General features: G+C 45.0%; 24 protein-coding genes. 8 read left to right on the forward strand and 16 right to left on the reverse strand.

Annotated features, from left to right (window positions below; genetic code table 11):
- Positions 1–107 precede the first annotated feature (107 nt).
- Positions 108–1,502, forward strand: a complete 1,395-nt coding sequence (locus NCI00_RS14135; protein WP_253528600.1) for a sensor histidine kinase — start codon at positions 108–110, stop codon at positions 1,500–1,502.
- A 29-nt stretch (positions 1,503–1,531) separates the two neighbouring features.
- Entirely contained in the window at positions 1,532–1,978 is a 447-nt protein-coding gene (locus tag NCI00_RS14140) for a response regulator (RefSeq protein WP_253528601.1), read from the forward strand.
- Here the strand turns inward: NCI00_RS14140 and NCI00_RS14145 are convergent.
- The 3 genes from NCI00_RS14145 to NCI00_RS14155 all read right to left on the reverse strand — a co-directional run bounded on the left by NCI00_RS14145 (position 1,971) and on the right by NCI00_RS14155 (position 3,207).
- Entirely contained in the window at positions 1,971–2,462 is a 492-nt protein-coding gene (locus tag NCI00_RS14145; RefSeq protein WP_253528603.1) for a hypothetical protein, read from the reverse strand. The two genes, NCI00_RS14140 and NCI00_RS14145, sit on opposite strands and share 8 nt — an antisense overlap.
- Positions 2,452–2,817 carry a phage holin family protein gene (locus NCI00_RS14150; protein ID WP_253528604.1) on the reverse strand — a complete coding sequence of 122 codons (366 nt, stop codon included), beginning with the start codon at positions 2,815–2,817 and terminating at the stop codon, positions 2,452–2,454. The genes NCI00_RS14145 and NCI00_RS14150 overlap by 11 nt, the downstream gene beginning before the upstream one ends.
- 78 nt (positions 2,818–2,895) lie before the next feature.
- Positions 2,896–3,207, reverse strand: a complete 312-nt coding sequence (locus NCI00_RS14155; RefSeq protein WP_253528606.1) for a YtxH domain-containing protein — start codon at positions 3,205–3,207, stop codon at positions 2,896–2,898.
- A 258-nt stretch (positions 3,208–3,465) separates the two neighbouring features.
- Between NCI00_RS14155 and NCI00_RS14160 the strand changes: the two genes are divergently transcribed.
- Positions 3,466–3,831 (forward strand): response regulator, encoded by a 366-nt coding sequence (locus NCI00_RS14160; RefSeq protein ID WP_114067865.1) that lies wholly within the window; start codon positions 3,466–3,468, stop codon positions 3,829–3,831.
- Positions 3,832–4,111: 280 nt separating this feature from the next.
- Here the strand turns inward: NCI00_RS14160 and NCI00_RS14165 are convergent, their stop codons facing one another.
- The gene (locus tag NCI00_RS14165; RefSeq protein ID WP_253528609.1) at positions 4,112–4,384 is read right to left on the reverse strand and encodes a YtxH domain-containing protein; all 273 of its coding nucleotides are present in this window, start codon (positions 4,382–4,384) and stop codon (positions 4,112–4,114) included.
- Between the two features lie 30 nt (positions 4,385–4,414).
- Positions 4,415–4,684 (reverse strand): hypothetical protein, encoded by a 270-nt coding sequence (locus tag NCI00_RS14170; protein WP_166556567.1) that lies wholly within the window; start codon positions 4,682–4,684, stop codon positions 4,415–4,417.
- Between the two features lie 190 nt (positions 4,685–4,874).
- Between NCI00_RS14170 and NCI00_RS14175 the strand changes: the two genes are divergently transcribed.
- Both NCI00_RS14175 and NCI00_RS14180 read left to right on the forward strand, forming a co-directional pair.
- Positions 4,875–5,372: a ferritin-like domain-containing protein gene (locus NCI00_RS14175; RefSeq protein WP_253528611.1), complete on the forward strand. Its 498-nt coding sequence runs from the start codon at positions 4,875–4,877 to the stop codon at positions 5,370–5,372.
- Between the two features lie 131 nt (positions 5,373–5,503).
- Positions 5,504–6,073, forward strand: a complete 570-nt coding sequence (locus NCI00_RS14180; protein WP_253528613.1) for an RNA polymerase sigma factor — start codon at positions 5,504–5,506, stop codon at positions 6,071–6,073.
- 14 nt (positions 6,074–6,087) lie between these two features.
- Here NCI00_RS14180 and NCI00_RS14185 read toward each other — a convergent pair whose 3' ends face one another.
- The 5 genes from NCI00_RS14185 to NCI00_RS14205 form a co-directional block, all read right to left on the reverse strand.
- Positions 6,088–6,882 (reverse strand): transglutaminase-like domain-containing protein, encoded by a 795-nt coding sequence (locus NCI00_RS14185; RefSeq protein ID WP_253528615.1) that lies wholly within the window; start codon positions 6,880–6,882, stop codon positions 6,088–6,090.
- Between the two features lie 75 nt (positions 6,883–6,957).
- A complete protein-coding gene (locus NCI00_RS14190) occupies positions 6,958–7,350 on the reverse strand; it encodes a hypothetical protein (protein WP_166556563.1) in 393 nt (130 codons plus the stop codon).
- A 101-nt stretch (positions 7,351–7,451) separates the two neighbouring features.
- Positions 7,452–7,910 (reverse strand): hypothetical protein, encoded by a 459-nt coding sequence (locus NCI00_RS14195; RefSeq protein WP_253528617.1) that lies wholly within the window; start codon positions 7,908–7,910, stop codon positions 7,452–7,454.
- 36 nt (positions 7,911–7,946) lie between these two features.
- The gene (locus tag NCI00_RS14200; protein WP_253528618.1) at positions 7,947–9,761 is read right to left on the reverse strand and encodes an alpha-amylase family glycosyl hydrolase; all 1,815 of its coding nucleotides are present in this window, start codon (positions 9,759–9,761) and stop codon (positions 7,947–7,949) included.
- Between the two features lie 128 nt (positions 9,762–9,889).
- Positions 9,890–11,083 (reverse strand): AI-2E family transporter, encoded by a 1,194-nt coding sequence (locus NCI00_RS14205; RefSeq protein WP_253528619.1) that lies wholly within the window; start codon positions 11,081–11,083, stop codon positions 9,890–9,892.
- A gap of 147 nt (positions 11,084–11,230) precedes the next feature.
- Here NCI00_RS14205 and NCI00_RS14210 point away from each other — a divergent pair, with 147 nt between their 5' ends.
- Complete coding sequence (locus NCI00_RS14210) at positions 11,231–11,479, forward strand: hypothetical protein (protein WP_253528620.1); 249 nt, start codon at positions 11,231–11,233, stop codon at positions 11,477–11,479.
- 105 nt (positions 11,480–11,584) lie between these two features.
- Here the strand turns inward: NCI00_RS14210 and NCI00_RS14215 are convergent, their stop codons facing one another.
- The 3 genes from NCI00_RS14215 to NCI00_RS14225 form a co-directional block, all read right to left on the reverse strand.
- Positions 11,585–12,244 carry a porin family protein gene (locus NCI00_RS14215; RefSeq protein WP_253528621.1) on the reverse strand — a complete coding sequence of 220 codons (660 nt, stop codon included), beginning with the start codon at positions 12,242–12,244 and terminating at the stop codon, positions 11,585–11,587.
- 165 nt (positions 12,245–12,409) lie between these two features.
- Positions 12,410–13,168, reverse strand: coding sequence for a ThuA domain-containing protein (locus NCI00_RS14220; protein WP_253528622.1), 759 nt, complete (start codon positions 13,166–13,168; stop codon positions 12,410–12,412).
- A 105-nt stretch (positions 13,169–13,273) separates the two neighbouring features.
- Positions 13,274–13,717: a sterol desaturase family protein gene (locus tag NCI00_RS14225; protein ID WP_253528623.1), complete on the reverse strand. Its 444-nt coding sequence runs from the start codon at positions 13,715–13,717 to the stop codon at positions 13,274–13,276.
- 268 nt (positions 13,718–13,985) lie between these two features.
- Between NCI00_RS14225 and NCI00_RS14230 the strand changes: the two genes are divergently transcribed.
- Positions 13,986–15,710 carry a M3 family oligoendopeptidase gene (locus NCI00_RS14230; RefSeq protein WP_253528624.1) on the forward strand — a complete coding sequence of 575 codons (1,725 nt, stop codon included), beginning with the start codon at positions 13,986–13,988 and terminating at the stop codon, positions 15,708–15,710.
- A gap of 141 nt (positions 15,711–15,851) precedes the next feature.
- Here NCI00_RS14230 and NCI00_RS14235 read toward each other — a convergent pair whose 3' ends face one another.
- Entirely contained in the window at positions 15,852–16,187 is a 336-nt protein-coding gene (locus NCI00_RS14235) for a PIN domain-containing protein (RefSeq protein ID WP_253528625.1), read from the reverse strand.
- Positions 16,184–16,414, reverse strand: a complete 231-nt coding sequence (locus NCI00_RS14240) for a hypothetical protein (RefSeq protein WP_253528626.1) — start codon at positions 16,412–16,414, stop codon at positions 16,184–16,186. The genes NCI00_RS14235 and NCI00_RS14240 overlap by 4 nt, the downstream gene beginning before the upstream one ends.
- A gap of 142 nt (positions 16,415–16,556) precedes the next feature.
- On the opposite strand from NCI00_RS14240, the gene NCI00_RS14245 reads away from it, so the two are divergent.
- Positions 16,557–17,921 carry a M28 family peptidase gene (locus tag NCI00_RS14245; RefSeq protein ID WP_253528627.1) on the forward strand — a complete coding sequence of 455 codons (1,365 nt, stop codon included), beginning with the start codon at positions 16,557–16,559 and terminating at the stop codon, positions 17,919–17,921.
- 136 nt (positions 17,922–18,057) lie between these two features.
- Here NCI00_RS14245 and NCI00_RS14250 read toward each other — a convergent pair whose 3' ends face one another.
- The gene (locus NCI00_RS14250) at positions 18,058–19,548 is read right to left on the reverse strand and encodes a DUF1501 domain-containing protein (protein WP_253528628.1); all 1,491 of its coding nucleotides are present in this window, start codon (positions 19,546–19,548) and stop codon (positions 18,058–18,060) included.
- Positions 19,549–19,591: the final 43 nt, after the last annotated feature.

Raw genomic sequence — 19,591 nt, forward strand, 5'->3', positions numbered from 1 at the left:
AACAACGTTACTAATTTTATAGTTTTCTCATATTGCTGTTTTTTACCCAAAATGGGCAATTTTTTCCACAAAAATATGTGGACAAAACACCTCAATTATATTTTCTTATGATTTTACGAAATGCTCTTTTAGGAATATTTTTAGCAATGGGGGTTAGTTTAGCCATGCTGATTTTCTTAAGTTGGTTGGCTTATGATCGCAGTGTAGAGTCAAATAATCGTACTCAATCCGTCAATCACACCTACCGAGTTAGACTCAAAAACAAAGATATACTTGCCACCATTAATACAATCGAAACGGGCGAACGCGGCTATTTATTGACCAAAGATGAAAAGTATCTGCAACCTTATGGCGAAGGACGAAGCAGTATGAAAGGAATTTTGAGGTCGATGGATTTACTGGTAAGAGATAACCCCCGCCAACAAAAAAGAGTAGACAGTATCAAAAAAGAAATAAGCCGGCGGATTACCCTGATTGAATTTAATATTGAAAGAACACGCAACGGATACGGAATTGACACGGTGAAATTGAGCGACGGCAAAAATCACATGGAAAATATCAGAAGCTTGTGTAAAGAACTAGACAACGAAGAGCGGGAGCTTTTGACCTACCGGAGCATCCTGCAAAAAGAAGCCGATGAGAATACCAACTTTTTTCTGCTGCTGCTCTCGGCGGTTTCACTGGCGTTTTTATTGGTATTTTTTCGACTCCTGTACATTGAGCTACGTCGACGAATTGCTTTTCAGAAAACCCTCGAAGAAAAACTGACCGATTTGGAACGAGCCAACGCCGAACTGGAACAGTTTGCGTACGTGGCCTCGCACGATTTGCAAGAACCGCTGCGCAAGATAAGGGCCTTTGGCGAACGCCTGAAAATGAAACAAAGCGACCTGCTGACAGACGATGGCAAGACCACTCTTCTTAAAATCAATCAATCGGCGATTAGAATGCAGCAACTTATTGATGACTTGCTGATGTTTTCACGAACGGCTAATTTGCGCGAACGTATATTTGAAGAGGTAAACCTGAATTCTGTTTTTAGGGATGTAAAAGACGAACTAAACGATTTGATTGAACAAAAAAAGGTAACAATTATTTCTGAAGTTTTGCCTACTGTACAAGGCGTAGAATTTCAACTTTTTCAATTATTTAACAACTTGATTTCCAATGCCATTAAATACAGCAAAGCCGACACGCCACCCATCATTGAAATCGACTGCCAAAAAGTCAATGGCAGTGAGTTGCCCAATCTAGGAGATATCCAAAAGGATAACATTTACCACCGTATTTCGTTTATGGATAATGGGATTGGATTTGACCCCATCTATTCAGAAAAGATTTTTATTATTTTTCAACGTTTACACAACCGAACCGAATACGAAGGAACTGGCATTGGCCTTGCACTTTGTCGTCGGATTGTGACCAATCACAACGGATTTATTGTTGCCGAAGCAAAACCAAATCAGGAAGGTTCAATTTTTCATGTATATTTACCTACCTGAAACTCTGGCGATAACCCCGTCAATAATTTATGAACAAACAAGCCACGATTTTAATAGCTGATGATGACGCCGATGACCGTTTTTTGCTCCAATCGGTGTTTGATGATTGCGGATTGGTTAATCCTACCGTCTATGTGAAAGATGGGCTTGAACTCATTGAATATATTCGCCACAGTAATAACGAATATTCGGTAGGTCTGATTTTACTGGATTTGAATATGCCCCGAATGGACGGGCGAGAAGTGTTGAGAATCTTAAAATCAGAACCTCATTTACGAAAAATACCAGTGGTGGTTCTGACAACCTCTAAATCTGAGCAAGACATCAACGACTGTTATGAATTGGGGGCCAACTGCTATATAGCCAAGCCTTCGTCTTTTGATGTTTTTAACGATACCATCTCTACCCTCATTAAATTTTGGGTAAAGGTCAGCCAACTTCCCGTGGTTCCGGAAGCCGCTCGGTTTCTTAATTGACGCTGATAACTGGGGGAACAACCTGATTCCCAGCGCTTGATGTATATCCGTTGGCCACAACATCTTTAGCGGGCGGCAAAAATTTTTGCTGCCCATCGGTCTTTAGGTCGGGTTTCTTTTCGGTCTTCTTTTTCACCCACATCAGGGCGTTTTCAAGGAGCGAGGTCCGATTTTTATAGATAAGATTGGTGGCCAAATTTCGTGCAACAAAAGGTACAACCAATCTCGGTAGCCATCCAGCACGCGCCAATAGACCCCTTTTAAGTAAAATATCCACTCCGATACCTACCCCAACGCTGAGCAATCCTTTTTTGGGGGTTGTCAACAAATCACGTAATGCCCCCACCGCCTGACGCGCCGGGTTTATTTCGGTTTTAATGGCCGTAATATCTTTCCGCATTTTCACCTGCGACAGTGCGAGTTGGTTTTTCAAACGGGCCCGTTCGGCGCGTACATCGTCCAACGATTCGAGCTTAGTTTTCATAATAAAATCTTTTTATAAAAGCATTGACGACAGGCACTTTGATTAAACTGTCTTTCACCAAAAACAGGATAATGCATACAAGTGCATAAAAACCTCCTACAATCAAATACCCAAAGGCGGGACTGTTGAGGCGCTCACCAATGAGCCAAGCCACTCCCAAACTCACAAAAAGTAACGCAATAGTCCCGACGGTCCCTATAATAAGCACCGAAGCAAGGCTTGATACGGCACTCGCCGTTTTTTCGGACATATCCAAAACGCCCAGGTTCCAACGGGCTTCAAAATAATCGGAAGCGTTGTCAAACCAATCGGTTGCACGCTCTTTAATCTCATTGGCAGAATCTATTACTTGCATGGCTCAACAGGGGTTTTAATTTTTACGGGATGGCCAAAACAAAGGCCATCCCGCAGAAATTAATGGGTATCTCATTCACTAAGCGTAACGTTGCGCTTTATTTTTGACGTGGTCTACTTCATCGCTTACCCGGTCTTTTACTTCCGAGATTTTATCCTCTGCTTTCGATTTCAGTTCTTTTGCGGTGTCTTCAACATTGTCTTTTATTTCAGTATACTGTTGGCGACCGCGCTGAAGTGCATCCAGCAAATCTGACGCAAATCCATTGGCGGTTTCACGTACTTTGTCACGGATTTCTGTTCCTTTTTCAGGAGCAAACAATAGCCCAATCACTGCGCCCGCCGCCGCAGCGGTAACGAGGCCTAATACTATTTTTGAATTACTTGTCATGGCAATGTGCGTTTAAAGGATTTTATAAAAATTAAACAATTTGACATAAGCAGTAATAAAAACTTTATTCCACCCCTGACTTTGCCACATTATGCAGGCACTAAAAAAAATCCGTGGACACTTTTCCCCAAATTGGGATATATTGAGCAGCTTCTATCCTGCCCCTCCGATAGTCTGGCACGGTTTTTTTGATTAGACAATTCACAGTAAACTTAAAATGTAAAATGTATTTATTAACAACTTAATTAATTAACTAAAATGAGTAACAAGGCCTTTTCCAGTTCTAATCAAAAGGCTGTAATTATTGACGACGAAATAGATACTTGTCTTTTGTTAGGAATGGTATTAAAACGTTTCGGGATTGTCTCCCTAAGGGCGCATACCCTCGCCGAGGGACTTCAAAAAGCAACCGAAGAACAACCCGCTATCATTTTTCTGGACAACAACCTTCCCGACGGGATTGGAATTGAACAAATCAAAGAATTTCGTAAAAAAGCCCCTGCTTCTAAATTAGTCATGATTACTGCCATGAGTGGCCTGCGAGATCGGGCGCTGCTTTCAGGCGCAGACGGTTTTGTGGAGAAGCCGCTCGATATGACCAAAATTGAAAAAATCATTATCTAGATAAATACATTTTTATCTACGCGGCTACCGCTATTTTCCACACCTTCCTCTCTTTCGTTCAAATTCGACGACTTTCACGGATTTTCTATGCTGCTAGCTAGCTCACTGCCGAGACGCTTGTCTTGGTGGATTCTTGGTAAACAAGAATAATAAAATGGGCAATTGTGCCCATAAATCCCCGTCATAATGCTCAATGATTGGGCCACAAAAATGCTCCAGTACAATACTTAAAAGTACCGTCTGGAGCATCGTTCTATTAGCGTGGGATTTCGGGCCGATTTCAGCTCAAATCTTCTTTCATTTCTTTCTTTTTAGCCGCCGCCCGGTCGGCAATTTCTTCGGCTTTGTCTTTGGTATCTTCCCAGACATCTTTGGCTTTATCTTTGACATCTTCCCATTTATCTTTGGCTTTTTCGGCCAAATCAACGGCTCCTATTTTTACGTCGTCTACTTTTTCCTTCAATTCTGATTTTAGGACTTCCCCTTTCTTTTCGGCAGTCTCGGCTTTGTGTTTTGCCGCTTCTTCGAGCAATTCTTCTTTGGTCGTTTTCATGTAGTTTGAATTTATGGTGTATTGAAATAATTAATTCCCAATGATGGTATCACTTTTGTTGACCATCGCTGAATCTTGCGCATTTACGGGGCCCATTCTTCGGTCTCCTTGGGGGCCTCCAGCCGTGAAATAACCGCTTGCATACGCAAATATCATCAACACGATACCAATGATTATTACAAACAAAAAGATTGTTTGAGCGGACATTTTTTGGGATTTCTTATCGTCACTCACGCTCTCTTTTTCCAGCTCTTTTCTTTCCGCTTCTTTTTTGAGACCGCTATTTTCCAATTCGTCCATGATGTTGCTGCGTTAGGTAAATAGTCTTGTTGAACTGATAACACACAAGAAAATCAAGTGCCAGCGCCAAAATGTCTAAAATCAGGGGCAGAAACGCCTCATTAGCAGCGGAGATTTCCTCAATATTACCCTAAAATGGGCGGGTATTGATTTTTATGATGCAATACAACACCCTCAGCATCAACATCTCATGAATCCCAATCAACAAGATACAATCGGCATCCTTAATGGGCTCGTTCAAATCAACAATGATCGGATTGCAGGCTATCATCAGGCCTCTCTTGAAACAAAAGATGCCGATTTGGAACAGCTCTTTTCGAGCCGCCTCAACGAGAGTATTAATTTTTCAGAAACTTTAAGCGCATACATTAAGGACATGGGCGGCGAGCCTGCCTTGGGCGGCACAACCGCGGGCATAATTCACCGAACGTGGCTGAATTTTAAAGCAGCTCTCCAACAGCATGACCGAATCGCTCTTCTAGAATCTTGCGAGTTTGGGGACAAATCGGCCATTGAGGCATACGAAAAAGCCCTCAACGACGAGTCTATCAAAGCGGATGATGAGCTTAAAGGAGTGTTGCTTCGCCAACAAGCTGACATTGAAAGTTCTCTCAAAATTATTCAGACCCTTACTCCACGCACCAACAGTACCCAAGCGGAGCAGGATGCTTTGAAACTACGTGAGTGATAGGTTAAGTCTACAATCAAATAGCAACTAGACTTTACCTAACACCCACACCCCTCCTTAACAAATCATTAAGTACATAAACCTAGCCTTAACCAAGTACTCAACACCATTTATTTATAAAGAATCGCCCTATGAAAAACAATGTACTTATCTATTCAGAAAGCGAGCTAATCGGTAGGCTTCTCACCCAAGACCGCCATGCGTTTAACTATCTGTACACAAATTATTCAGACGCGCTGCACGGAGTAGTCCTCAAAATTGTGGCCAAGGAAGAGCCCGCCCAAGACCTACTTCAGGAAATATTTATCAAAATCTGGGCAAATATTAACCGATACGATTCAGAAAAGGGACGTTTTTTTACGTGGATGCTCAACATAGCTCGCAATAGCTCAATTGATTATTTGCGAGGACAACGCAATGATATTCAAGACCTTGAATCCTCTATTCATTGGATTGAGAGCAATCAGACGGTATTTGGTGAGATAGAGCACAACGAACTCCGGGAGTTGGTCTCACGCCTCAGTTATGAGCAAAAAACCATCATTGAGATGGTCTATTGGGGCGGCTATACACAAATCGAAGCCGCCAACCGCCTCAAACTACCGCTGGGAACCGTCAAAACCCGTCTACGTCTCGCCATCAAAAATCTGCGACTTCATTTGGCCCATACCTCTTCTTGTTCGCCTTCTATGGCAAGTTAGCGCCTCAACACTCTTCAGTCCATTATTTCTTCCGTTGTCACTTCAAGTGATAGAAGCTGCGCATTTCCAAATTGCGTAATCATCGCCACATCAGCCGCATCACGGCCGTATCCAATCACAATTCTGCTTCCGTGCGTTTGGGCCTGTACGGCATCAAACGTGTACCATTTTCCGCCCACAAAGGCATCAAACCACGCGTGCAAATCCATGTATTCCAGCTTGTCCAGATACCCCACTGTCATACGTGCCGGAATCGAAAGACTACGGGTTAGGGCAAGGCCCAGATGGGTAAAATCACGACATACGCCCACGCGCTGGTAAATAGTATCCAAAGCCGTAGTTACGGAGCTAGAGGTGTTGTATTGGTAGCTAATATTTTGATGAATCCAGTTTCTGATGGCTTCTACCTGGGCGTAGCCTGGGTCAAGATTTCCGACAATTTCAAAGGCTAAATTGTTGATTTCGTACAAATCTGATTGGCAATAACGGCTGGGCAATAAAAACATCATGACTTCATCGGGAAGTTCTTCTACGGGTACATACGCGGGCAACGGTTGCGGCGGAACCAAACCCGGCTCAACAAGCGCTTCTGCTTCCATGGTGATAGTAACATCACCAACGGGCAAAACGGCTCGTTGGCACTGATTGCCGAACTGATCGATAAATTCTACAAACGGTATGACAGGGTCAATGCTGAATTCTTCTCTGATGATTGATTGCCCTTCTTGCCGCCTCGACCGCAGCAGCATTTGTACGGGCGTAGGATTATTGACAGTGTATTTAAACACACTTTTTCCTTTGAGTTTCATGACGGTGGGTGATGCGTAAAATGAATAAAATTTAGAGAAGATAAAGGTAATGCAAAATGTTGAGTATCGTTTTGTTTACAATCCTGATGGGGTCAAATAACGCAATAATCGAAGCGAGGCCCTTATTCGGCTCAAATTACGCAGTAAAAAACGAGCCAATTCTGGGTATTCTAGCTCCCATGAAGCATCTGCCTGTAAGCCAGTGTAGGTCTTGAGTAGCTGCCTATCGGTATCCTGCAAACTTTTACAATCCTTGACAATTGGCAGACACACATGCCCCCTTACCCAATCAAACTGGCTAACTTCCTTCAAAAAAAGATCGGTTTCATTGTAAAAATGCCGGACAAACGCCTGCCTGTCATCAGAAAATACTTCTTTTTCGAGCTGCTTGCACAATTGCCGGCGGCACAGGTACAGCGACCACAGTTTTCTAAACTGCATCTTTATCGACTCTTTCACACTTTCCATTCTCCCCTTTCGATTTAATATTTATATTCTCAACGTTGAGTAATCTGTTTTAAATAAAGCCAAGCCGTGAGTGTCACAGCTTGGCTTTAGCTACGTAAGCATTACTTTTCGATGTCTTCCTGAATCTTGTCAATTTTGGCGTTCACATCCCGCTTAAACTGTTTCCAGTCGCGTTTTACGTCTTTTTTCACTTCTGCCAATTGCATATCCAATTCGTTCATATCTTCTTTCAAGTCGTCGCGGCGAGCCTGCCATTTTTCTTTTTCTTTGGCCGAAGTCGTTTTGATTTTTCCGTCAATCCGGTCCATTTCGTTTTTAAGAGCCACTTTGCGCTCTTCTATTTTTGCCGATATTTCCTTGCGTTCGGCTTCTATTTCAGCAGCCGTTTCATTGCCTGCTTCTTTGACATCTTCGGCTACGTTATCGGCCGTATTTTCTACTTTTTCCTGAGCGTCCTGTACGCTGTCGGCGGCTTCGCGCTTATCGTCGCGCGAGCAACCTGCCATCATCAGTACCCCAGAAACCATCATTGATATTGTGAGCGTTTGTACCGTTTTCATACTTTTTTGTTTGGTTGGTTTTAAGTGAAACATGCATTATTCTTTTGAATAAATAATTGTACTATACGGCCCAATGGCCACTGTTGCCACAAATAAGGTGTTCTCGCGATGGCCTACGGCTTCGGTATCGAAGCTGAAATAATTTTCAAAGTCACTGTCATAACCCTCCCAGTCGCTGTTGAATCTGATTTTCCAGACTCCCTCTTCAGGAAACGTTAAGGAATAATTGTCAATGGCCTGATGCGAGAAGTTCATCACTACCACCGTGGTATCTCCTGCGCCGCCGTCTTTCCAACGGTGAAAAGCAATCAGCTTACGGTCATTATCTACGTTTAATATCTGTACATGTTGCCCCGAAAGGCCCCGCGTATAGCCCCGCTTATTGAGCCTTAAATGAATCAGGTCGCGGTGCAGTTTTGTGATCCCTTTAAATTCCGAAAAACGATTCCAATCAAGGGGATCTTGGTCATCAAACCACCGATTGGCCAAAATTGTCTGCCCCTGAAACAACATCGGAATTCCCGGGGCGGTCATCATCAGTGCCACTCCGAGCGTGGCGCGTTTTTTGGCGTACCACGTGTTAACATCGTCCTGACCAGCTATTTCCTGTACCACCCGGGCCTGCCCGTTGGCTACTTCATCGTGCGACTCAGTATAAATCACGCGTTGAAATGCGTCATTGTTGTAACGATGCACAATAGACTCCGCCACCGCATTCATGTCGCGGCCTTCATCGTGCATGTCAATAATTGCTTTCCGAATCGGGTGCACAAAGCCACCATCCCACTGACTACTGTAGCCCAATCCGCCGTGTTCGACGGGGGCAGTGATAAAATCCAGGCAGTGGAGGTCTTCCGCTACCGTAAAACGCCCTGGAAACCGATTGTGAATTTCAGAATTAATCCACTGAATCAGGCTAGACCCATCTTTCAAATCGTTGGCAGGATTCTCATCTGCGTTCACATTCCTAATGTAAGGCACCATGTCCATTCGTAATCCATCAATGTGATAGTCTTCCAGCCACATCAAGGCATTATCTCTAATGTATTGACGCACTTCCGCACGGCCATAATCGGGTCGAGTATCTCCCCACGGGGTTTTGGCACGCCAGTCGTTGTAAAAATAAATACCGCCCATTCCATTTTCCTGCCAGCCGTCAAACTGCCACAAGTCCATATCGGTGGGGCCAAAATGGTTATAAACCACGTCAAGTATCACCGCGATTCCCGCAGCATGAGCAGCCTTCACCAAAGCTTTAAGCCCAGTTGGACCGCCGTATTCTGATTCAACCGCAAAAGGATGAGCGGGGTTGTAGCCCCACGAATGCCCTCCCGGAAACTCTGCAACTGGCATAATTTCGATGGCATTGACACCCAGCGCTTTTAAATAATCGAGGCGTTCGATGACTCCATAAAAATCTCCGGGCTTTCCTTTTTCCTTGACGTTGAAAGTGCCGACGTGGAGTTCATAGATTACCATTTCGTTCCAATCCGGAATACGAAAATCTTCGTCTTCCCAGTCAAAAGCAGGATTATGTATAATACTGTTGCCGATTGAATTGGTCAATTCGCGCGCATAAGGGTCATTTTTTATCAATTGTCCCGCTTTTGTCTTCAACACATACTTGTATTGCTGTCCAGTGGTTGCGTCGGGTACTTCTACCGACCAATAGCCGTTTTGTTCCTGCACCAACGGAATGGTACTTCGGTCCCAGTCATTGAAGTCGCCCATGACAAATACTTTTTGGGCGTTGGGTGCCCAAACCCTAAACGATACTCCTGTTTCCGTGGCAATTGCCCCCATACCGGCGACTTCGCTTTTAGGATACTTTGCTACAGATTCGATTTCCATGGTTGTGTAGTATTAAACATAAAGTTTTCATAATTATGCCCTAGAAATCAAAAATTTCATGCCAAATAAGTCCCGTTCCGAAAGTGGGGAAACCACATCAAGAATGGGCAACAATTTCCCCATCTTTACTAAACAGTCGATTTCCCAGCGCGTTTTTTCTTAAAAAGTGACTTTACTTCGTTGGTTGTATCGGTAATGGTGTCCACCACCTCGCGCTCGATTTGTTGTACTTTCCTGCTTTTTACGGCGCGTTCTTTCGAGATTTCTGGCTCTCCCATCAAGTATCCGTATGGTTTTAAATAATCTACGGCATCAAAAACCACCTTAATGATGGCCGTAAGTGGCAGCGCCAAAGCCAGCCCCGCAATACCCCAAAGAGAGCCACCTAAAAACAAGCCAACGATGGCAATTAGAGGGTTTACACTTATCTTTGAACCTACAATGTAGGGGGTGATGACGTTTCCTTCGAGCATTTGCACAAAAAAGAAAATTCCCGCCACACCCAACGCATACATGGGTGAATCCTTGGTAACTAACGCCACAACAATGGGCAAAATAGAGCCAATTAAAATACCTATATAGGGGATAATCAGCAACATTGCCGCCAGAAACCCAAAGAAAATCGCCGACGGAATTCCTAATATCAATAGGCCGACCGAATTGAGCGTACCTACAATGAGTGTCACAATAAACAGCCCTGATAAGTAGCTGTGTACCACTTCGTAGATTTTGTCAAGCACTTCATGGACTTGTGTTTTTTTGGCAGAAACAAACACTTTACAAAAAAACTGACGAAACATATCCCGATAATACAACAGAAAAAAGATGTAAACGGGCAAAATAGACAGATTGCCTAGCATAGAAGTAGTTGTAGTGACAGCAGTCCCTACCAGCGCACCGCCGCCTTCGGCCATATTTTGATAGTACTTTTGAATTTCTTTCAACTGACGACTGGGCGGAATATTGAACCTATCGTAAGCCCAAAGCTGCAGTTTGTTGAGAGAGGCATTTATTTTTTGAATCAATTGCGGAAGCATCGTCGTAAAATCAGTGACTTGATACACCAACAAAGTAGCAATACCCGCCGCAACCAGCGAAAACGCCAAAATAGAAACCGTAATGGCCAGCATTCGGGGAAAGCCCTTCCGCTCAAGCCAAGCCGTAAGCGGATACAGGGCAATCGAAATAATAACCGAGAATAAAAGAAGTGTTATAATCGAATCTAAAACATACATCCAATAGACCAGTATCGTAATACTGATAAGGGCAAAGGCCAACCGGGCAACGTACGGCAACTGAAAATTTTGAGGAATTGGAGGCATAGCTGTTCACTGTTTTGATTACCCTCTCAATAAAATTCCCATTCCAAAGCGAGAAAAAACGAATTTGAGGTAAATGTTCCCCAAAAAGACTGGCATGGGTTTTTGATTTTTCTACACATACATATCACTAAAATAAACACGAAAATCATGCAAACACCAGCTCCAGAGCCCACACCGCCACCTGCGCCACCGCACCCGTCGCCCGAGATTAAGCCACATCCGGCCCAGCCAGAGATACACCAACCTGAGGTGCCTATTCCCTCGGTTCTGCCCGAAATAGACCCCGATAAACAAACAAATCCAAACCCACAAAAGCACGAGATAAACGGGCAGGAAGAAATCCTAAACAAGCCCAACGAAGTGGTAAATGGGCAAAAAGAAGTTTTTGAGAAATAACCTTTTCAGGAATACAATAAAGAAGGGTTAAAGGGCCAAAGCAATTTCCTGCTTTCATCCCCTTTAACCCTTCTTTATTAAGCCATTAGGCTTTAAATATGTCGTCTAAAACGCAAAGCCAATGGTGGCTTGCAACAGATTGAGCTTGCGTTCAAATTGCGCCTGTGCCTGCGGGTTATCCAATTTAAGATTAACAACGTCCGTTAAATTTCCCTCGTAGCGCAGGTCAAAATTCAACTTACCAACGTCAATTCCAATCCCTGCCTGATACCCCAAAGATGCACGACGAAAAGCGTCGTCAAACGTATCTTCGTTGGTATAATCATTGAAAGCATCTTCCAAATTTCCGCTGTTGCCAATATTAAACGCCGCTACTGGGCCCGCATTGATACGCAAAAAGCGCGCAATTTTAACCCCAAACATCAACGGAAAATCTATATTGGACATTTTAAAACTCTTGGTAGTGGTGGCAGTGCCATCGTACAGGCTAAATTGTCCGCCTTTTTGGGAAAACATAATTTCGGGTTGTACATAAAAAGTACGGCCAATTCGCATAAAAATCCCGCCCGTAGCTCCCCATACTCGGTTGCTTTTATCACTCAATTGCCAGGTGTTGGCGTTATTACCGAGTGATAAATCATTGCCTCTCACCTGCGAAAGATTCGCCCCTGCCCGAAGACCCAAACTAAAAAATTTTGTTCCATCCTGCGCCCAAGATACTCCCTGAACCAAGAGTAATGCCAGCAGTAATACATTCGTTTTCATGATTTTACTATTTTGTTTCTATTCATCGTAAAAAACGCATTCCAACGCGTATCAGCCGTTAAACTGGGGAATTCTCTCCTCAAAAAAGCCCAAAAAAAACGCAGCCGGCTCTTTAGGATAAAGAACCGACTGCGCGTGATTGTACTAAATTACCAACGTAACCCCTTACATCGGTTTCTTTGCGGATTTACGACCCATCGCATACTCTATTCCCCCCAGCAAATGTTGCACAAATAAGGGTTCAACATACGACTCATCTGTATGGCCTCCTCCTGTATAGAAAGAACGGCCTCCATCAAACTCACGGTACCATATAAACGGGTGGTTTACGCCATTGGCACCTCCCTGGTACGTACTTTCATCGAGCGTAGCTAAGACTTTGATACCTAATATTATCTTTTTATAACTGTAAAGTTCGTCAAAACGCTTCCAGCGGTCGGGTAGCATCACCGTAGAAGGGTGCGTATGGTCATGGACTACCACATCCACATTTTGCTGCTTGGGGTGGCTCAAAAAATAAGCACCCACCAATTGATTGTACCAAGGCCAGTCGTATTCAGTATCAGCCGCCGCGTGGATGCCCACAAAACCGCCGCCACCGCGAATGTATTGCTCAAAAGCCGCCTGTTGCGTGTCGTCCAAGATATTACCCGTAGTACTCAAAAACACAACTGCCTTGTATTTTTTTAGATTTTCAAGCGTAAAAACGGAGGCATCTTCGGTAGTATCTACCGAAAATTTATTCTGTTGCCCCATCAGCACTAAGGCTTCTCTCCCCTTCGGAATAGACGCATGACGATAGCCTTTTGTCTTGGAAAAAACCAAAATGGCGTCTTTGGTCGCGGCAACTTTTTTCTTTTTCTGTCCAAACGAACTGATTGAAAGCGCAAAAAGTAACGCGCAGAGATAAAACGTATTTCTCATAATTGTCCAGTATTTTCAGATAAAAGAAAGGCCCTCAACAAAACTACTATTTGACTTTTAAAGAAAAAGGGCCGAGGTAAACAGCCCCACGATTCGGCCCCGCCCCTACGGTTTTTCGTATTTTTTGGGGGCGTATAGAAATCCGAAGGCTTCCGCGCCGTCGCGCTCATGCACTTTATGGTGTACATAATGCGCCCGAATGATGCGGTTTAGGTAACGATTTTTGGTTTTGAACTTGATTTTAACCCGCCGATGCACAATCACATCATGAAAAATGAAGTAAGAAATACCATAAAGCGTAATACCAAAGCCCACGTACATTACCCAACGAAGGGATTCTATCTCAGAACCGACCACAATCAGGGCCGTGGCCACAACCCCAAAAATAATCCCGAACAAATCGTTGGTTTCCCACCATCCTTTGTGGTGCACATGGTGCGATTCGTGCCAATTCCACATCAATCCGTGCATGATGTACTTGTGCGCAAACCAAGCAAAGCCCTCCATAAAAACAAACGTTCCGACAACAAGAAGAATAGGGAGCAACATAAAATAGGTGAATGAAAAATTTCAAATATAAAATAACAAATGTAAAAATATCGACACAAACAATTAACAATCAAATACTTATATAGTTTTTTTTACTTTTTAAAGTCACAATAATCAAACAAAGACCAGTACACTTATAGAAATGTTTATCAAACGCTTCCTTCACCTGACGAGCAATTTGAGGCTTCTCAGGTGCCGGCTTTCAATAAAACCATTTTTTGGCTTCCTTTGTTAGTGAACAAAACCAAAACATTGCAAAATTAGCTTTATGTCAGCAATAACCATCCCTCAACGTCCCGCACGTACCTTTTTGGGCGAAGAATTTGAATTAACAACGTGGGAGCAACTGCAACCGTTTTACGAAAATCTTAAAAAACGCGCAATTCATTCCGCTGATGACCTGCGCCAGTGGTTTCTGGACAAAAGCGAATTGGAATCCTACCTTTCCGAAAACTTTGCGTGGCGTTATATTCGCATGACCTGCGACACCACAAGTGAGCAATACCAAAAGGAGTTCAACGATTTTGTGGAAAATTTCCAACCCCACCTTTCCGCTTACGGCAACGAGTTGGACAAAAAAGCGTTGGAAAGCCCCTATTTGGGCGAATTGAAAGACAGCGGCTTCGACATTACGCTGCGGAGTATGAAAAAAGCGATTGAAATCTTTCGTGAAGAAAACATCCCGATTCAAACCCAAATCCAAACCGAGCAAGCCAAATACGGGGCCATCGTCGGAGCCATGACCGTCAACATCGACGGCGAGGAAGTAACCCTTCAAAAAGCCTCTGATTATCTCCAATCCACCGACCGTGCCCTGCGCGAACTGGTCTGGAATAAACTTCAGGTGCGCCGATTTGAAAGCAAAGACCAATTGGATGAATTACTAAATTCGCTACGCGATTTACGTCATCAACTGGCGGTCAATGCAGGTTTTGCCAATTTTCGTGATTATATGTTTGCCGCACTGGGCCGCTTTGATTATACGCCCCAAGACTGTTTTAACTTTCACGAATCAGTAGCAGAAGCCGTGGTGCCTATGCTCAACGACATGGCCGCCGAGCGCAAAGCAGCCCTCCAACTCGACAGCCTGCGCCCGTGGGATTTTAAGGTAGACCCGCAAAACCGCCCGCCGCTCAAGCCGTTCAGCACGGGGGAAGAATTGTTGGAAAAAACCATCACCTGTTTCACCCTTCTTGACCCCGAGTTGGGCGATTACCTGCGTGTAATGAAAGCCATGGGCCACCTCGACCTCGAGTCGCGCAAGGGAAAAGCGCCGGGCGGGTATAACTATCCGCTGGAAGAAATCGGTGTGCCGTTTATCTTCATGAACGCCACCTCCAACCTCCGCGATTTGGTCACGTTGCTGCACGAAGGCGGCCACGCCGTCCACAATTTCGTCACGCGTGATTTGCTGCTCAACTCCTTCAAAAACCCACCCGCCGAAGTGGCAGAGCTGGCCTCCATGAGCATGGAATTGTTGACGATGGACTATTGGAACGTCTTTTTTGACAACGAAGAAGACCTGCGCCGCGCCAAAATTCAACATTTAGAGTCTATCATCGAAACGCTGCCGTGGGTAGCTACGATTGATAAATTCCAGCATTGGCTATACGAAAACCCCGCGCACAGTATTGAAGAGCGCCAAACGATGTGGATTCAAATCTACGAGCAGTTCAGCGATTCCATCACCGACTGGAGTAGTTTTGAGGAGTTTAAAAAATACATTTGGCAAAAGCAATTGCACATTTACGAAGTGCCGTTTTATTATATCGAATACGGCATGGCGCAGCTGGGAGCCATCGGCGTATGGCGGAATTATAAGCAAAACCCGCAAAAAGGGCTGCACGGTTATCTCAATGCCCTCAAACTCGGCTACACGGCCCCTATCAGTGCCATCTACTCCGCCGCCAACATTCCGTTCGATTTCTCAAAAGAATGCATTACAGAGTTGATGAATTTTGTGAGGGAAGAATTGGAAGGGTTGAAGGGATAAGAGTTCTTAGGCCTGTGAGAACGTTCTAAGAAGATTCTCACAGGCTATACCGGAACTGCCTTGTCAGGCATTACGAAAAAAACATCAAACATTTCTACTTTACGAAACCCTTTTTTGCGCAATCCTGCATAAAGCGGAGCATCACGGGTAAGCAATGGAATATAAAGCTAAGGATACGTTAGAAATATCTTTGACATCAATATCATGGACAAGTTGAAAAGCTTTGTTATTTGCATCATTATCAATTAAATAACCGGGCATAAAATGTACATGAGTAAACACAAAATACGAAAATTGCTGAAAGATATCTATCTCTAAACGTGACTTTTGCCTAATGATACGTTGGTATTTTTCAATTTCAATAAAAGCAAAATCACTGCTGAAAAAAGTATAGTCCGAAAGCAGTGTTTTATAGATAGCTTTTCCACTAATCAACATAGACATCAATACATTGGCGTCAACGACTGCGTCTCTCATAGCGCCAAATTCTCATAAGTATGTTTATAGGTTTCCCAAGCCAGCAACCTCGCGGTCTGCCACTGCGGGTCATTAACAAGATCAATGGATGAAAGTTCGTCAGCAGCTTCCTGCAACGCCAAACGCTTCTTGTACTGCATTAGCCACTCCTGCAATAATTTTTCAATTTGCTCTTTGCCAAGACTCTCAATGAAAGCGTCGTCAATTTTTAAGGTAACCTGTGTCATCTCATTTCCTTTTTTTCAAATGTAAGATTTTTCTTTCAAATCCTGTTCCGGGCTTTTTAACGCACTGCGGCATGGGAAAGTTAGGAAACAAAGCCCTATTTTTGTGTGCATTCGATTCTCCAACCATAAACTGGCAATACCTTTGAAAAAATCACTCTTCCTCCTCCTCTTCATCAGCACAACTGCTTTTTCTCAGACCCGCGAAGACTCCATCATTATTCGCAAAATCTACGACGAAGTACTCACCAACGGACAGGCCTACGAATGGCTGCGGTATCTCTGCAAACAAGTCGGACCACGTCTCAGCGGCTCGGTAGGTGCCCAAAAGGCCGTTATTTACACCAAAGAATTGATGGAAAAACAAGCTTTTGACCGCGTGTTTTTGCAGGATGTAAAAGTACCCCATTGGGTACGCGGGGCCAAAGAAGAAGCGTACATCAAACTCGGTAAGCAAAAAATCAAAGTTCCTATTGCGGCCTTGGGGGGCTCGGTCGCTACCGCTCCCAAAGGTGTGGAAGCCGAAGTGATTGAAGTAAAAAGCTTTCAGCAACTGCGCGAGCTGGGCAAAGACAAAGTGAAAGGCAAAATCGTTTTTTTCAACCGCCCCATGGACCCCACCAAACTCAATACCTTTGAAGCGTACGGCGGGGCCGTAGAGCAACGCGCCAACGGTGCCACCGAAGCCGGCAATCTCGGCGCAGTAGGTGCCATTGTGCGCTCAGTCACTACTTTACAGGATGACGTGCCGCACTCAGGCAGTATGCGCTACGCCACGGGCGTACCGTTGATTCCGACAGCAGCCATCAGTACCAACGCCGCCAACTTATTGAGTGAGAAGCTGAAAGAAAACCCAAGCCTTACGTTCTTTTTCCGTCAACACTGCGAAACCCTCCCCGACGCTGACTCACACAATGTAGTGGGCGAACTCAAAGGCAGTGAAAAGCCCGAAGAAATCATCGTTGTAGGCGGGCATTTGGACTCGTGGGATTTGGCCGAAGGTGCCCACGACGACGGCGCGGGCTGTGTCCAATCCATCGAGGTTTTACGCCTTCTGAAAGCCATCGGCTATACACCCAAGCGCACGATTCGGGCGGTGATGTTTATGAACGAAGAAAATGGTCTGCGCGGCGGTGTGAAATACGCCGATTTGGCCAAACAAAACAACGAAAAGCACATTGCGGCCGTAGAGTCCGACAATGGAGGTTTTACGCCAAAGGGATTTGGTATTGTGGGTAAAGCCGAACAAAAAGCCAAAATAGCTGGATGGAAGAGTTTGTTAGCTCCGTACAGTCTGCACGAAATCGGGCCGGGCGGCGGCGGGGCCGATATTGGACCGCTGGCGCAGTCGGGCACGGTACTTTTTGGCTATAAACCTGATACACAACGGTATTTTGATTATCACCACGCTGCTAATGATAATTTTGAGAACGTCAACAAACGCGAGCTTGACCTGGGCACTGCGTCAATGGCAGCCATTATTTATTTGTTGGATAAGTACGGGATTTAAAACTGCCATGCTGTGCGTGCAGCAGGTTGCTTACAACCTGCCGAGGGAACTTGCCAAAGCTTTTCGGATTTGAGAATCCGAAAACACGCACGATTCAGACTTGGAAAGTCTTAGAGACTTTCCAAGTCTAACTGCTTTAAGCCAAAATCGGCTTGATGACCTTCCCCGCCACATCCGTCAGGCGGAAGTTTCGTCCTTGGAAAGGATAGGTAAATTTTTCATGGTTGAAGCCCATCAAATGCAGAATCGTGGCCTGTAAATCATGGACGTGCGTACGGTCTTTGACGCCATAATAGCCCAACGGGTCGGTTTCTCCGATGGAGAAGCCTTTCTTAACGCCCCCCCCAGCCATCCAAACCGTAAACGCCTCCAAATGGTGGTCGCGGCCTGAGTAAGGTAGCACCTGTCCATCGCGGTTTTCCTGCATGGGGGTCCGGCCAAATTCACCACCCCATACCACGAGTGTTTCGTCCAGCAAACCTCTCATTTTAAGGTCTTTTAGCAACGCCGTCACGCTTTGGTCGGAGGCTTGGCACTTTTTATGAAGGCCAATTTCTACCGAGCCATCTTCACTCGTGCCATGCGTGTCCCAACCCCAGTCAAACAACTGCACAAAGCGCACCCCGTTTTCGACGAGTTTGCGGGCCAGCAAACAGTTCATAGCAAAAGAACCTTCGCCCGGTTTTACGCCGTACATATCCAAAATATACTGCGGCTCTTTGCTCACATCCATCACTTCTGGCACCGACATCTGCATCCGAAACGCCATTTCGTATTGGCTAATACGCGTCAGAATCTCAGGGTCTTTGACTTCTTCATAGGTCTGTTTATTGATTTCGTTGATGGCCTCAATGGTTTGCTTCCGAATGTCGCGGTTCATGCCCTGCGGGTCTGAAACGTACAAAACGGGGTCACCGCCCGTGCGGCATTGTACACCCTGATACACCGTTGGCAGAAAGCCGCTGCCCCACACAGATTTGCCAGCGTCGGGCTGTTTTCCACCAGAGGCCAAAACGATAAAACCGGGCAGATTTTTATTTTCCGAACCCAGTCCGTAAACCGTCCAAGCGCCAATGCTCGGGCGGCCCAAACGGGCGCTTCCAGTGTGCATTAGCAGCTGCGCGGGTGCGTGGTTGAACTGGTCGGTATACATGGCCTTGACAAAAGAAACATCGTCGGCCACGGTTTGTAAATACGGCAGGTAATCGGAAATCCACGCGCCAGATTGGCCGTGTTGGGCAAATTTTCCCTTCGGCCCCAACATCTTGGGAACGCCTTTAATGAATGCAAACTTCTTTCCCTCCAGAAATTCCGCTGGACAGTCTTTGCCGTGGTATTTTTCGAGTTCAGGTTTATAGTCAAACAGTTCTAACTGCGACGGCGCGCCCGCCATGTGAATATAAATCACTTGTTTGGCTTTGGGCGCAAACTGCGGCAGTCTTACTCCCATGGCATCAGCTGACTGAAGCGGTGCCGAGGTCGCCTCTTCTTTTCCAAAATACCCACAACTGCTTAACAATGAACCAAATCCCAACGACCCGATTCCTGCGCCCAGTGTTTGCAGAAAATACCGCCGCGTTTGGCGCTCCAACTCGGCATCTTGAAGTTCTTTGAGTAGTTTTTCCATATTTTATAAAGCAATTGCGCTTTTAAAATTACCTAAAATCGAC

Origin of the sequence: Runella salmonicolor (assembly GCF_024158025.1) — a bacterium.
Classification (GTDB): Bacteria; Bacteroidota; Bacteroidia; order Cytophagales; family Spirosomataceae; genus Runella; species Runella salmonicolor.